At 59.4% G+C, this 14,391-nt stretch carries 14 protein-coding genes; 1 reads left to right on the top strand and 13 read right to left on the bottom strand.

Annotation, left to right across the window (positions count from 1 at the left end; genetic code table 11):
- The first annotated feature begins 434 nt into the window (after positions 1-434).
- Positions 435-866 carry a hypothetical protein gene (locus JOE62_RS06385; RefSeq protein WP_204721228.1) on the top strand — a complete coding sequence of 144 codons (432 nt, stop codon included), beginning with the start codon at positions 435-437 and terminating at the stop codon, positions 864-866.
- Between the two features lie 5 nt (positions 867-871).
- On the opposite strand, the gene JOE62_RS06380 is transcribed toward JOE62_RS06385, so the two are convergent.
- The 13 genes from JOE62_RS06380 to JOE62_RS06320 form a co-directional block, all read right to left on the bottom strand.
- Positions 872-1,663 carry a TSUP family transporter gene (locus tag JOE62_RS06380; protein ID WP_204723231.1) on the bottom strand — a complete coding sequence of 264 codons (792 nt, stop codon included), beginning with the start codon at positions 1,661-1,663 and terminating at the stop codon, positions 872-874.
- Between the two features lie 59 nt (positions 1,664-1,722).
- Complete coding sequence (locus JOE62_RS06375) at positions 1,723-3,510, bottom strand: proline--tRNA ligase (protein WP_204721226.1); 1,788 nt, start codon at positions 3,508-3,510, stop codon at positions 1,723-1,725.
- A 473-nt stretch (positions 3,511-3,983) separates the two neighbouring features.
- Positions 3,984-4,724 (bottom strand): hypothetical protein, encoded by a 741-nt coding sequence (locus JOE62_RS06370; protein WP_204721224.1) that lies wholly within the window; start codon positions 4,722-4,724, stop codon positions 3,984-3,986.
- Positions 4,725-5,085: 361 nt separating this feature from the next.
- Complete coding sequence (locus JOE62_RS06365) at positions 5,086-5,832, bottom strand: hypothetical protein (protein ID WP_143181055.1); 747 nt, start codon at positions 5,830-5,832, stop codon at positions 5,086-5,088.
- 52 nt (positions 5,833-5,884) lie between these two features.
- Entirely contained in the window at positions 5,885-6,589 is a 705-nt protein-coding gene (locus JOE62_RS06360; RefSeq protein WP_204721222.1) for a PDZ domain-containing protein, read from the bottom strand.
- 262 nt (positions 6,590-6,851) lie between these two features.
- Complete coding sequence (locus JOE62_RS06355) at positions 6,852-7,664, bottom strand: GNAT family N-acetyltransferase (protein ID WP_204721220.1); 813 nt, start codon at positions 7,662-7,664, stop codon at positions 6,852-6,854.
- Between the two features lie 37 nt (positions 7,665-7,701).
- A complete protein-coding gene (gene ispG / locus JOE62_RS06350) occupies positions 7,702-8,868 on the bottom strand; it encodes a flavodoxin-dependent (E)-4-hydroxy-3-methylbut-2-enyl-diphosphate synthase (protein ID WP_038989684.1) in 1,167 nt (388 codons plus the stop codon).
- Positions 8,869-9,007: 139 nt separating this feature from the next.
- Positions 9,008-9,562 carry an NAD(P)H-dependent oxidoreductase gene (locus JOE62_RS06345; protein WP_038989685.1) on the bottom strand — a complete coding sequence of 185 codons (555 nt, stop codon included), beginning with the start codon at positions 9,560-9,562 and terminating at the stop codon, positions 9,008-9,010.
- Between the two features lie 122 nt (positions 9,563-9,684).
- The gene (gene arfB, locus JOE62_RS06340) at positions 9,685-10,107 is read right to left on the bottom strand and encodes an alternative ribosome rescue aminoacyl-tRNA hydrolase ArfB (RefSeq protein WP_204721219.1); all 423 of its coding nucleotides are present in this window, start codon (positions 10,105-10,107) and stop codon (positions 9,685-9,687) included.
- Positions 10,108-10,222: 115 nt separating this feature from the next.
- Positions 10,223-10,522, bottom strand: a complete 300-nt coding sequence (locus JOE62_RS06335; protein WP_038989687.1) for a YciI family protein — start codon at positions 10,520-10,522, stop codon at positions 10,223-10,225.
- 23 nt (positions 10,523-10,545) lie between these two features.
- Entirely contained in the window at positions 10,546-11,895 is a 1,350-nt protein-coding gene (locus JOE62_RS06330; protein WP_204721217.1) for a M50 family metallopeptidase, read from the bottom strand.
- Positions 11,892-13,106: a 1-deoxy-D-xylulose-5-phosphate reductoisomerase gene (gene dxr / locus JOE62_RS06325; protein WP_204721215.1), complete on the bottom strand. Its 1,215-nt coding sequence runs from the start codon at positions 13,104-13,106 to the stop codon at positions 11,892-11,894. The genes JOE62_RS06330 and dxr overlap by 4 nt, the downstream gene beginning before the upstream one ends.
- A gap of 86 nt (positions 13,107-13,192) precedes the next feature.
- On the bottom strand, positions 13,193-14,347 hold the full coding sequence (locus JOE62_RS06320) for an acyl-CoA dehydrogenase family protein (RefSeq protein WP_204721213.1): 1,155 nt from the start codon (positions 14,345-14,347) through the stop codon (positions 13,193-13,195).
- Between the last annotated feature and the right edge of the window lie 44 nt (positions 14,348-14,391).

Raw genomic sequence — 14,391 nt, 5'->3', positions numbered from 1 at the left:
ATTTCCCTCGTCGTTGATTTATCACGAAATAATTACAACCTTGATTTTCCACGGCGAATTATGACCAGGGTTGGAACGGGCGTTTCTGTCGAGATGAAGCAGGCAATGTTTCAGCGATCAGTGGTTTTTAACCTTGCCCCTCGTTGAAACTGGCATACCCGATACTGGTTTTTCGTAATCGACCGTAATTTCAGTTACCAATCTTCCCTATTCTCCCCGCCATCGAATGGAGCTGTAACTACATGAATTTCATTCCTACTCAACTGCTCTCGATATTCACTGCCAAAGGGTCTATGGTGAATAACAAGTGCTTGAGATTCGGCATTCAGCTCCGCTGAAACGGAGTGAGACTTTCCGCTTTCTTCCACTTATTGGGGAACTAACCACTTGCAGCTAGGTCGTCAATTGGAGGTATTGAAATGTCAGGTCGATACATGCGTTCGACGATAGCTGAACTGGTCAGCGAAGTGATCAGTTCACGGCAAGGTCGTGCGCAGCTCAGCGCACATGGTTGGATTCAGGGCATGCCCATTGTCATTGCTCAATCCGGAGAATCTGTCAACGACGTCATGTCGCTCGTAGCCGCGCATCAGCCTCCGGTGCTGGTCGCTACCCTCGACCCCGAGAACAACGATTTGTGGTTCTTGTACGTATCAATCGGTTCCACCGCGTTGAAGACCGTGGATCCGCTGGAACCCCGAACGACAATTGCCCAACTCTACAAAGCCGCATTAGGCTCTAGCTTCCTGACCTTCAGGATCGCGCAAATGCCGACCAGTTCCATGGTTCATGCCATCGAACCGCAACAGGTCCAGCATCATACCGGTTACCCGCCAATTAGCACATCAGCTGCCGGAAGCCGCTAGACCTTTCAGTTGCCGGCCAGGATCAGATCCGAACCGAGCTTGATGATCAGTGCCGAAACGACGATCACGAAGACGATGCGTATGAAGGCGCTGCCTTTTGAGATGGCCATGCGCGCGCCGAGGTAGCCGCCGAGCATATTCATCAAGCCCATGGCCAGGCCCAAGGCTACCAAGACGTGCCCCGTCGGGACGAAGAGCAGCAACGCACCCAGATTGGTGCACAGGTTCACGATCTTCGCCTTGGCGGAGGACTGCAGGAAGTTGTAGCCCAGCACCGTCACCATGGCGATGATCAAGAACGATCCAGTGCCTGGCCCGATCATCCCGTCGTAGCCGCCGATCAGCAGCCCGATCAGGATGGCGCGCAGATAGTGCCCATGCCCGGTGTAGCGCAGGCGCGACAGCTCCCCCGCTTTGGGCTTGAGGATCGTGAAGAGCAGCACCGCAATGAGTGCTGCGATGATGATGGGCTGAATCGCTTCGGCTGGAAGTATTGTTGCCAGCGCGGCTCCGCCGAACGCCCCGAGCATCGCGGTCAATGCCATCGGAATCGCAGTTCTCAAATCCGGGCTGGTGCGCCGGTAGTAGGTCACCGCGCTGGTTGCAGTCCCGAAGATTGAGCCGAGCTTATTCGTGGCCAGCGCCTGCACCGGAGTGATGCCGGGGAAAAGAAGCAGCGCGGGCAATTGGATCAGGCCGCCGCCGCCAACCACCGCGTCGATCCATCCAGCGCCCAAGGCTGCCAGAAGCAGCAAGGCCAGGGGCCAGAAGGAGACGGGTTCACCGTTGACGGACAGCAATTCCAAGATCTCTTGCACCGCGCTGCTCCCCTATTCGGTTTTCGGCTGCCGCGCTCTTAGGCAGACAGCTCCGCAACGACGTCCTCGACCTTGACGTCGCGGCGTTCGCCTGAGGTACGGTCCTTGACCTCGACTACGCCCTCTGCGAGGCCACGGCCCACCACGACAATGGTTGGGATGCCGATCAGTTCCGCATCGGAGAACTTCACGCCAGCGGAAACCTTTGGACGGTCGTCCAGGATGACCTCCAGGCCGGCCGCTTCGAATTCGACAGCCAGCTTCTCGGCGGCTTCCAGCAGCTCTGGGCCCTTGCCGGTGACAACCATGTGGATGTCGGCTGGGGCAACCTGCTTTGGCCATGCCAGGCCGTTTTCGTCGTGGTACGCCTCGGCGAGCGCGGCTACCGCACGGGTGACGCCAATGCCGTAGGAACCCATGGTGACGACGGTCAGTTTGCCGTTCTGATCCAGGACCCGCAGATCCAGTGCTTCGGCGTACTTGCGGCCGAGCTGGAAGATGTGTCCCATTTCGATGCCGCGTTCGGTGCGCAGCGGGCCGGAGCCATCCGGTGCCGGATCTCCTTCGAGCACGTTGACCGACTCGATGGTGCCGTCAAAGCCGAAGTCGCGCTCGGCCACCAGGCCGAAGACGTGCTTGCCCTTTTCGTTGGCGCCGGTGATCCACGAGGTGCCGGATACGACACGGGGATCAACCAGGTAGGTGATGCCGCTGGTTCCCTCGGTACCCAGAACAGACTTGTCCAGGCCGTTGCCCGGGCCGATGTAGCCAGCAACCAATTCTGGGTGCTTGGCCAGGTCTTCGCCGTTAGCGGCTTCAACCTGGACCTCGCCGATGATGCCCAGCGGGGCACCTACGGTAGCTTCGACGCGCTTCAGGTCCACCTGGCGGTCGCCTGGAACACCGATGACTACCAGCTGGCGGTTGCCTTCAGGGTCGGTCACGGCCAGGACAACGTTCTTCAGGGTATCCTTGGCTTCCCAGGCACCGCCCACGCGTGGGCGCAGCTCGTTGGCCGCGGCCACCAGGGTTTCGATGGTCGGGGTATCCGGGGTATCGACGACCTCGAACGCAGGTGCGTTGGTGTAATCGATGGATTCTGGCACCACGGTGGTCACAGCCTCGACGTTCGCAGCATAGCCGCCTGCCGAACGCACGAAGGTGTCCTCGCCGATAGCCGTTGGATGCAGGAACTCCTCGGATTTGGAGCCGCCCATTGCACCTGCCTGCGCGAAGACCGGGACAACTTCCAGTCCCAGGCGCTCGAAAATCTTCAGGTAGGCGGCGCGGTGCGCCATGTAGGCCTCGTCCAGGCCCTCGTCATCGATGTTGAAGGAGTAGGAATCCTTCATGATGAATTCGCGGCCGCGCAGCAGGCCCGCGCGCGGACGTGCTTCGTCGCGGTACTTGTTTTGGATCTGGTACAGGTAGACCGGCAGATCCTTGTACGAGTTGTACAGGTCCTTCACCAGCAGGGTGAACATTTCCTCATGGGTCGGAGCCAGGAGGTAATCCGCATCTTTGCGGTCCTTGAGGCGGAACAGGCCTTCGCCGTATTCGGTCCAGCGGCCGGTCTGCTCGTAAGGCTCGCGTGGTAACAGCGCTGGGAAGTGGACTTCCTGGCCGCCGATAGCGTTCATTTCCTCGCGAACGATAGCTTCAACACGCGCAAGGACTTTCAAACCCAACGGCAACCAGGTGTAGATTCCCGGGGCCGCACGACGGATGTAACCGGCGCGTACCAACAACTTGTGGCTGGCGACTTCGGCGTCAACCGGATCTTCACGCAGGGTGCGCAAGAAGGTAGTGGAAAGCTTCAAAACCACTCGGGGTGTCCTTTTCCGTCCGTCGACTTCAGAGATATTTCCGGATGCCGACTAGCTATGCAAAATCAAATGGGATTTGGCCAGAAAATTGGCCTTAATCAATGCTACAGCTTTCGGCGACTTCCCAATAAATTCAAGGGGTCGAGCGGAACCGTGTTGCGTTTTCAGTAGCTTGCTCCCGCTTCTGGGCCACTGCTGGGCGTTGCAAGGTTCTTGCTTATTGAGGAGGTGACTTTAAACGAGACACCGCCTCGGTGCGCGTTTCTCACTGATTCTTGCTCGGAGCGTGTCCGCACATTGCGCCGCTCCACTGGCCATGGACACGGTTCATCAGCAGGTTCTCAACCGAACCTTCGCCTGAGACCACTCCATCCATCGGCAGCTGCTGCCTCACTTTGGAAGTATTTTCCATGTAAATGCGCGAAGCCCCTCTGGTCCAGGAACCAGAGGGGCATTCGCCACCGGAAGCGAGCCTACTTGGCCGCCACCTTGACCTCTGCAACCGCCTTGTTCAGTTCATCAACGAGAGTCTTCACAGCCTCGTCTTCACTTTGTTCGGTGGTTTGGGTGTGGGAGACGGCAACGACGTTGTCGCCAACTACGCCCTGAATCTGGTACGAACCGCCCGGCACTTCAGCACCGTTCATGGTCATGGCGGTGTGGGTAGCGATAGTCTTGTCTGCGTCAGACTCAGCATCCAGGATCTTGGCAGAGGCCGAAACTTCCTGGCCTGCTACCTTCATCGAGAAGTCCTCGCAACCCTGCAAGTCCTTGGCATCTGCCATCTTGTTGATTGCTTCCAGCTTGGCAGCATCCTCGTAGCCAGCGACCGAATAGCTGCTGCTCTCACCGGCCTCGCCGACGACAATCGCTGCAGCCATGTTGACGCCGTCCAGGTCCTGGGTTCCCTGCTGCGCAACGTATTCCGCGCACTGCGCTGGTTCGATCTCCATCTGATCGATCAGTCCCTTGGCGCTTTCAACCGAGGCGCTCAGCGCAGCGCTATCCAGAACCTGCACATTCGGTTCGTCTCCACCGAGAGTTTTGGCGACCGCAGCGGCTTGCTCGGCGGTCAGCGCCGGGACTGCCGTGCTTTCCTGTTCCTGGGGGGCCTCCGAAGAGCCTGCAGCTCCTTCGGTTCCCGAATTCGAGCTGCAACCGGTCAGTGTCAGGGCAACTGCTACGGGCAGCACCCAGAGTGAACGCTTTTTCATGGTGATTTCCTCACTATGGTGATGATAAGCCACCCACAGCATTTCACAATATGTTGGAAATAAAAAGATAACAAGAGAGTGTTGCAGCGAATGGACTTGAGCAAGCTGTTCACTTGAATCGTCAAGAGCTGGTCAAGCGCCACCCACTGCCAGGAAAGCATCAGTCAAAGAGAAATCCGCAGGTGCCGCACATGGACAAGCCCCTGGCAGTCGAATCGCACTTCAACTGCCAGGGCTTCAATGTGACTTGGAAGATGCATTGCTTCTCGGCAAACTATCCGCGTCGCTACCGCCACGGGCATCCCGCTCCTACGCGCAGCACCGCCTGATATTGGCGAGTCGGGGCACCGAGCACATGCGACTATTGCTTTCGAACCGCGTCGATTTCGGCGAACGCACGATCCGTCAATTCCACCGCTTGCGCGGCCAGCTCAGCTGCTTGCTGCGAACCTGTCTGCAAGGTAACCAGGACGAAATCGCCGTCCCGCAGCGCCTGCACCACGACCGAGGTCAATAGCTGTCCTCCACCTGCGTCCATTTGAGTCGACATGGTCAACGACTGGTCAGCTTTGACGTCCAAGGGCAGGATCTGGCGTTCAGTTTCGATTTTTTCGCCACCGGTCTCAACGGTGACGTTTTCGCATCCCTCTAGATCATCCAGGGTCAGCGCCTGTGAAACGTTGTTGCGGGTGGCATCGTCTGTCAAGGAGAAGACCTGCACGACCTTGCCGACGGATTCCGAGGAGCTGGTTGCCGTTGCGGATACGGATGCTGTCAAGTCGGTGACTGAATACTTGGCATTCAACTCGGCGCATTTCTCCGGCTTGATGCCGCTGGGAGCCTTCGCATTCTTGGCAATTTCCAGTTGCTGCTGCATTTGCTCGTTGCCGACCACCTGGACTGCGTTGTCGCCTTCCATAAGCTTGGAAGCGACGGATTTCACCTGCTCGGCAGTGAGCGCGCCATCCGAGGCAGCCTCTTTCTGGCTGTCTACGGAAGTCGTTGAAGCAGCCGATTGCGCAGGTTCACTAGCTGAATTTGAAGAACAGCCGGCCAGCATCATGCTCACCGCCAATGGTAGGGCCCAAAGGGTTAAACGCTTAGTCATTTACTGCTTTCCGTTGTTGCCGCCGAAGAGCCGACGACGTCGTAAAAATAAACTACTGGGTCAGCTGGCCCATGAGCTTTTGAAGGATCTCTGACGCTTCTTCAACTTCATTCGCGGTGTTCCCCGCTGATGTGGAGCGCTGTAGGCCGAGAAGGACATTCGAGCTGGCAGTGCGAATGATCAGCTGCTGCTGGGTCGACGACCCATCACTGCTGGTGATCACATACCCATCGGATAATCCTGCTGAAGAATCTATGGGCTGCTTGGCAAGATGATAGGCACGAGTCTCGTTGCCCCGCTTGACGGTGTACCGCGCGCAATCAGCGTTGGCCGCCGTTTTGGCATCCCATTGGGCCTGCAAGAATTCAGAATCCTTGTAGATTGTGACCGTGAGGTAGCTGTCCTCGAATTCAATGGCGCCCATCGTGGCGTTCCTCAATTGATCGGCTACTGGCTCAGCAAAAGTGACCCCGCATTTGCTGGGATTCACTTTGACGTTCTCGATCCATTCCTGGGCTTGCGGAATGTTCTCACGAAGTTGCTTGTCGCTGATGACCTCGGAATTCTTTTCTTCTTGGGCGAATTCCTCGAGCAGGTTCTCCAGCTGTGAGCCATCGAGGCGAACCTGGGCTACCGGTGATGCGCCGACTTCGGCTTCTGGTGAGCTGCACCCGCTCATCAGGAGTACTGCTGCGCACATAGCAGCGCCCAAATGCGCTCTAGCGCCAAAGCCTCGAACCACCAATTTTCCCATCACCGTCGCCGTTACACCTTCGAGTCTAGAAGACCGCGGATCATTCGCTGAGCATTGTTGCTTCCGCGTTGGGCGCAAGACGAAACATCGCGAGGACAATGCCGGGGTCGACATTTTCATTGCGGCGCCCGTAGCGCGATCGGGTTGCGCTGCAATTGCTCACGGCATCGAGGCTCGCTGTGCTGAAGCCATACAGGAATCTGCGAGCGAATCAGCATCGTCGGCTTCGAAAATTAACGCTTGTCCATGACGCCGGCTTCGGAGATCAGAACAGGATCGTCGCGAAGGTTCCGACCTGTTCAAATCCGATGCGCTGATATGTCTTAATCGCAGCGGTGTTGAAATCGTTGACGTAGAGGCTCACGACTGGCGCGAACTGCATTGCGTAGTCCACAGCGGAGGCCATGTAGCCGGCAGCCAACCCCTGTCCGCGGTACATCGGATTCACCCAAACACCTTGGATTTGCACAACTTCATCGGTGACCGTGCCCAGGTCAGCCTTGAAAATCACGTTGCCCCGCTGGTCGCAGTCCATGAGGGTATGCCCGTCACGAATTAGCTGACGTACACGATTGCGGTAGAAGCTCCCCCCGTTTTCCAACGGCGAATAGCCAAGTTCCTCTTCGAACATTGCTGCGCTGGCCGGCAGCACTCGATCGAATTCCTGGACCTGGGCCGGGTGGAGCCGATTGCGTCGAACGCCCGACGGGTTGTGCGAGATCGCCATTAATGGCTGATTCGCCCGGAGCTCGAAAATTTCTTGCGGACCGTCCCGCAAGACCTCATGCATGGCCAGCACGGTTTCCGCCGGGCCGAAGACCGAGGCGAATCGCTGGCGGGTCTCGATGGCATGCGTGGCGAATTTCTGGGCATCGGCCTCCGGCATGGCGGTGGGCGCCATATTGGCGCCCACCCAGCATGCCGATTCAAGACCTTCACTGCCATCCAAGCCAACGATATGGGCAAAGCCATCTGGAACCGCAGACTTGTGGATGTTCACCTGCGAACGGGTGAAGATGTTGGCGACGGGGTCGCGATCGAGCAACTCGATGAGGGCGGCCGTGTCACGACGGCCCAAGATGCGCGGCGCTCCCTCGACGCTTCGTCGGCTAGTTCTAGCTGACGGAGACCACGGGAGAACCCGAGGAAGGATTCTCGTCATTGTCCAGTCCCATTTCTGCCGCCAAACGGTTGGCTTCTTCGATCAAAGTCTCGACAATCTGGTCTTCCTGGACGGTCTTGATGACCTCCCCCTTGACGAAGATCTGTCCCTTGCCGTTGCCCGAAGCTACACCGAGGTCCGCATCGCGGGCTTCGCCCGGTCCGTTGACGACGCAGCCCATGACTGCCACGCGCAGTGGAGCCTTCATGCCTTCCAGCCCAGCAGTAACCTGCTCAGCCAAAGTGTAGACATCTACCTGGGCGCGACCGCAGGATGGGCAGGAAACGATGTCCAGCTTGCGCGGACGCAGGTTCAGCGATTCCAGGATCTGGTTGCCGACCTTGACTTCCTCGACCGGTGGGGCCGACAGCGATACGCGAATGGTGTCACCAATGCCCTGGGAAAGCAGTGCACCGAAAGCGGTCGCGGACTTGATGGTGCCCTGGAACGCAGGACCGGCCTCGGTCACGCCCAGATGCAGCGGCCAGTCGCCGCGCTCTGCCAGCATCTCGTAGGCGCGGACCATGATCACCGGGTCGTTGTGCTTGACCGAGATCTTGAAGTCGTGGAAGCCGTGTTCCTCGAACAGGGAGGCTTCCCAGACAGCCGATTCGACCAGTGCTTCAGGGGTGGCCTTGCCGTACTTCTGCAGCAGGCGGCGGTCCAGTGAGCCGGCGTTGACGCCAATGCGGATCGACGTGCCGTGGTCCTTGGCAGCCTGTGCGATTTCCTTGACTTGGTCATCGAACTGTCGGATATTGCCCGGGTTCACGCGTACGGCGCCGCAACCTGCCTCGATGGCGGCGTAGACGTACTTGGGCTGGAAGTGGATATCGGCGATGACCGGGATCTGCGACTTCATCGCGATGATCTTCAGCGCTTCCGCGTCCTTGTCCGTTGGGCAAGCAACGCGCACGATGTCGCAGCCGGCAGCGGTCAGCTCAGCGATCTGCTGCAGGGTGGCGTTGATGTCGTGGGTCTTGGTGGTGGTCATCGACTGGACCGAAATCGGCGAGTCGGAGCCGACACCTACGGATCCAACCTGGAACTGACGAGTCTTACGTCGTGGTGCGAGTACCGGCGGTGGGCCTGCCGGCATGCCTAGGCTGACCGAAGTCAATGGACGCCTCCGAATAGATTGTGGGTATGTCTCTACTCCAAGTATGTCACCGTATCGCGGTGAGCGGGTATTGATGCGAGAAAGGCCACGGGAACCGTGGCCCTTCTCCCATCATTTTGCAGCTGGAGCCTGCGAAAGCCTAGTTGGCTTCGGCGATTTCCTTGATGCTCTTCAGCACGCCGGAAACCTGCTCGACAACTTCAGCGTCGTCCTTCGGGTGCAGTTCTGCGAAGCGCACTACCGAGTTCGGGATGGCCAGCTTGACGTTTTCAAGTACGTTGGCGCCGGCGATGTTCAGTGCCTTGCGTGCTTCGTCCTGTGCCCAGACGCCGCCGTACTGTCCGAAGGCGGTGCCCAGGACTACGGTTGGCATGTCCTTTAGTGCACCGGCACCGAAGGGACGGGACAGCCAGTCGATGGCGTTCTTCAAGACAGCTGGCATGGTGCCGTTGTACTCGGGGGTGACCAGCATCAGCGCGTCTGCTTCGCCGGCTGCGTCGCGTAGGGCCTGGGCTGCGGCTGGAACGCCACCTTCCACGTCATGGTCCTCGTTGTAGAACGGGATATTCTCCAAGCCGCTGAACACTGAAACTTCCATGCCTTCGGGGGCGTTGTGCGAAGTGGCTTCCGCCAGCTGCTGGTTGGTCGAACCGTTGCGCAGGGAACCGACGAGGGTGAGGACTTTGGTGGTCATAAGGTGTTCTCCTTGGGGCAGAATAAATAGAAAGCTGACGCTTCATCTACTTTCAACCGCATCGCCAAACCGGGCATTCCGCCGATTCCAGTGACATGGGACACAGTAGTTGCTTTCTCCGGTCAGTCCATTCCCGGCTTGCGGCGAAGCTGCTTCGTGGCCGAGCGATTGGCCTTGGCGCTCAGCCTGCGCCGGTGCGATCCCCGGGTGACTTTCGTTGCTTTGCGCGCGGGCGCATCCGGCGCCAGGGCTTTTTCGATGATGCGTCCCAGCTTCTCCTGCGCAATCTGGCGGTTGCGCCATTGAGATCGTTCCTCGGCGGCAGTCACGACCAGTGCTCCAGCCACGAGGCGCGGTCCGAGTTTCTCGAGCAGCCTCTGGCGCTGCCAGTCGGACAATGCCCGTGAAGCGCCAATCACCCAACCGAGCTCCACGCGGGAGTCAGAGGTATTCACATGCTGGCCGCCTGGGCCTGAAGAACGGGAGAAATGCCATTTCAGCTCCGCTGCAGGGATCGCCAGTGCCGGCGTAATCTGCACATCCATGATGCTCTCCCCTTTCTTCTCCCCTACCAGTCTGGGCCATCGATGCCGTTTAAGGCAGCCAGCCTCCGCCGTTCTTGGTACAGAACAACGGAGGCTGGCACATGCAACCTGTCGCCTAGGAAGCGAATTCCTTCAGCAGGCCCATAACCGGGTTCCATTCTGTGATGGTGGCCGAGCCGACTGCGCCAACCAGCTGGAATGGGTCATTGGACAGCACGTCTTCCAATGCCACCTGCGATTCGGCTGCGAAGATCAACAGCGCGCCGTCGCTGACCGGAGTTGGCCCCGAAGCCAGAAGGCGTACCGATCCTTCGCCAAGGAATCCCCCGAGGTACTCGCGGTGCGCTGGACGGTGTTCGTCGCGCAGCTCGGTGGAATTTTCGGCGTAAGCGTATTCAACAGCAAAAACAGTCATGTCTACAGCTTATTTCTCTCGTCTCAGAACAGTTGTATCGGCTTGAAGATATCCGCATATATTAAGAGCCCGCCCATGACCAGCATCGCCACCACGACGACATAGGTCAGCGGCAGTAGCTTGACCGTGTCAACCGGCTTGACCGTCTTGATCTTGAAGATCCGTGCAAACATGCGCTTCAGCCCCTCGTACAACGCGCCCACCACGTGGCCGCCATCCAGCGGCAGCAGCGGGATCAGGTTGAAGGCGAACAGCGCCAAGTTCAGGCCCCCGACGAGCGACAGCAACGTTGCGAATTTATCGGCAACCGAGATTGAATCCTCGGCGCTGATCTCTCCGGCGATGCGTCCTACGCCCACAATGGACACCGGCCCGTTGGGGTCGCGTTCCTGATTGCCGAAGGCCGCTTGGGCGACATCCACCATGCGCTGGGGCAGGTGAAGAATGACATCGCCGATCTTCAGCAGCTGCTCCCCGATCACGCCGGGCACCGCGCTCAAGGGCTGGGTCAAGTCGCGTTGCAAAGAGCCCATCCCGACGAAACCGACCTTGGTCATGATGTATTCGCCGTGCTCATCGAGCAGCACATAGCCCTTCTCGTCAGTGGCCGGACGCTCGGTCAGGTACGGGGTCAGCTCAGTGGTGTGGCTCTGCCCGTCACGGGAGTATTCCAGGGTGATGGGCTCTCCTGGATGATCGCGGATGACATCGGTGAGCTTGTTCCACTCGGCTTGCGCGACAGGGGTGCCATTCACCGCGGTGATCGTATCGCCGGGCAGCAGGCCAGCCTCGTAGGCAGGAGCCGGGACGTCCTCGTCGGTGCATTCGGTCTGCTCCGCGTTCTGCGCGCTGGCAATGCACTGGTACACCTCGGAGACCGTGGTGGTCGGGGTGGCCTGCCCGAAGCTGGTGAGCACTATGGCGATCACCACGAACCCGATGAGCAGGTTCATGATCGGGCCGCCGAGCATGATGATCACGCGCTTGTAGATCGGCAGCTGGTAGAACAACCGGCCTTCATCGCTGGGCAGCACGTTTTCGTTGGCCTGCGAACGCGCGTCATCGACCATCTGGCCGAAGACCTTCTGGAAGAGATTCGGCTTCTTCCCCGGAACATCGGCAGCGACCTGCTCGCGTGGCGGGTACATGCCGACCATCGAGATGTAGCCGCCCAGTGGCAGCGCCTTGATGCCGTATTGGGTTTCACCCCGCTTGAAGGAAACCAGTGTCTTGCCGAAACCGATCATGTACTGCGGAACCCGCAGCTTGAAGAGCTTCGCGGGCACCAGGTGCCCGATTTCATGCAGCGCGATGGACAGCCCTACGGCTACCAGCATGAACAGGACGCCGCCGATGAACAGCAATGCACTCATGCGCTCGCCTCGGTGATCTTCGTTGCATGGGCACGGGCCCAACGATCGGTTTCCAGCACTGTTTCCACCGACAGCTCGGCATTCACCGGGGTGTACGCGTCCAGTGCGCGTTCAATGGTCTCGACGATGCCGGTGAAGCGGATCTTTCCATCATGGAAGGCATCCACTGCAACTTCGTTGGCGGCGTTGTAGACGGCCATATGCGTCCCCGACGAGGACGCTGCCTGCTTGGCAAGCTTCACAGCGCTGAAGACTTCTTCATCCAGCGGTTCAAAGGTCCAGCTGGCCGCGGTGGAGAAATCGCAGGCCTTCGCGGCCCCGTCGACCCGATGCGGCCAATTGATGCCCAGGGCGATGGGCAGGCGCATGTCCGGCGGCGATGCCTGGGCAATCACCGAACCGTCGATGAACTCCACCATCGAGTGGACGATGGACTGCCGGTGCACCACGGGCTCGATCTTCTCCAGCGGCACGTCGAAAAGCAGGTGGGCTTCGATGACTTCCAGGGCCTTGTTGACCATGGTGGCCGAGTTGGTGGTGACCATGCGCCCCATGTCCCAGGTCGGGTGGGCCAGTGCCTGGGCGGGGGTGACATCACGCAGCTGCTCGTAGCTGCAGCCGAAGAATGGGCCTCCGGAGGCCGTGACCAGCAGCTTGGCCACTTCCTCCGGTGCACCAGAGCGCAGGGCCTGGGCAAGGGCGGAGTGCTCGGAGTCTACCGGCGAGATCTGGCCAGGGGCTGCGATCTGCTTGACTACCTGGCCTCCGATGATCAGGGATTCCTTGTTTGCCAGGGCCAGCAGGTGGCCGGCTTCCAGCGCAGCGATGGTCGGAGCCAGTCCAATGGCACCGGTGATGCCATTGAGCACTACGTCGGCCTCGGCAAACGCGGCTACCTCGGTGGCTGCCTGCGCGCCAACCACCAGCTCGGGTTCGTATCCGGTCACCGATGCGTCCTCGGCGGCCTCCTGGATGGCCGCGGCCAGCTCATCCTTTGATTCCACGGCGCTGCCGACCATTGCAGGGCGGTGCTTGATGGCCTGGCGAGCCAGCAGTTCAAGGTTATAGCCGCCGGATAAGGCGGCCACGGAGAATTGGCCGGATGCCTCTTCGATGACGTCCAGTCCCTGCGTACCGATGGAACCGGTGGAACCGATCAGGCTGACTCGACGGGGATGCCCGGCTGGAATGAAGGTTTTCTGGAAGCTCACCTAACCTATTATGGTTCGTTTAACTGTGAGCGCCCAAAGAGCGCCACACCCTGGAATCAGAATGCGGCGCTCCCTGCGGGTGGTATTCAGAGACCAAGGCTGCGGGCAATGAGCATCTGTTGGACCTGCGTGGTCCCTTCTCCGATTTCCAGGATCTTCGAATCGCGGTAGTGGCGTGCCACCAATGACTCATTCATGAATCCGTACCCGCCAAAGATTTGGGTAGCATCTCGGGCATTGTCCATCGCCGCTTCGCTGGCAATCAGTTTGGCGTGCGCGGCTTCAATCTTGAAGTCCTTGCCGGCAAGCATTTTTGCCGCGGCCGCGTAATAGGCCAAGCGGGCAGTGTGGGCGCGCGAGGCCATGCGGGCAATCATGAAGGAAATGCCCTGGTACTGGCCGATTGCCTGGCCGAATGAGGTACGGGTCTTGGCATATTTAACCGCCTCGTCAAGGCAGCCTTGGGCAGCGCCGGTGGCCAGGGCGGCGATGGCGATGCGTCCTTCGTCGAGGATTTCCAGGAAGTAGGCGTATCCGCGTCCGCGCTCGCCCAGCAGGTTCTCCTCCGGAACCCGCACTCCGCTGAAGCTCAGCGGATGGGTATCGCTGGCACGCCAGCCCACCTTGTCGTAGGCCTTTTCCGCGGTGAATCCCTCGGTACCGGTCGGCACGATGATGGCAGAGATTTCCTTTTTACCGGTTGCTTCATCGACGCCGGTCACTGCGGTAGCCGTGACGAGGGAGGTGATATCGGTGCCAGAGTTGGTGATGAATTCCTTAGCGCCGTCGATGACCCACTGGCCACTTTCAAGTTTCGCCTTGGTCAAGGATGCTGATGCGTCGGATCCTGCGCCGGGCTCGGTCAGGCCGAAACCGGCCAAACGTTCACCAGCGGCCAGGTCAGGCAGCCACTTCTGCTTTTGCTCCGCGCTGCCGAAGCGGTAGATCGGCATCGCGCCCAGGGAGACACCGGCTTCCAGGGTGATGGCTACCGACTGGTCGACCTTGCCCAGCTCTTCAAGCGCCAGCGCGAGGTGGAAGTAGTCGCCGCCGGAACCGCCGAATTCTTCGGAGACCGGAAGTCCAAAGAGACCCATCTCCCCCATTTGCTTGACGATGTCGTAAGGGAAGGCATGGTTCGCATCGTTCTGCGCGCTCTGCGGAGCAACGACTTCTCGGGCGAATTCGCGGACCATGTCAACCAGGTCTTGATGCTGGTCGTCGAGTTCGAGGTCAATCATCAGGCTCTCTCTTCGTTGAGGGACGAACCGGCACCGGCTGCGGA

Source organism: Glutamicibacter nicotianae (assembly GCF_016907615.1).
Classification (GTDB): domain Bacteria; phylum Actinomycetota; class Actinomycetes; order Actinomycetales; family Micrococcaceae; genus Glutamicibacter; species Glutamicibacter nicotianae.
Note: the sequence above shows the minus strand (reverse complement) of the source record. Positions and strands in the feature narration are given on the sequence as shown.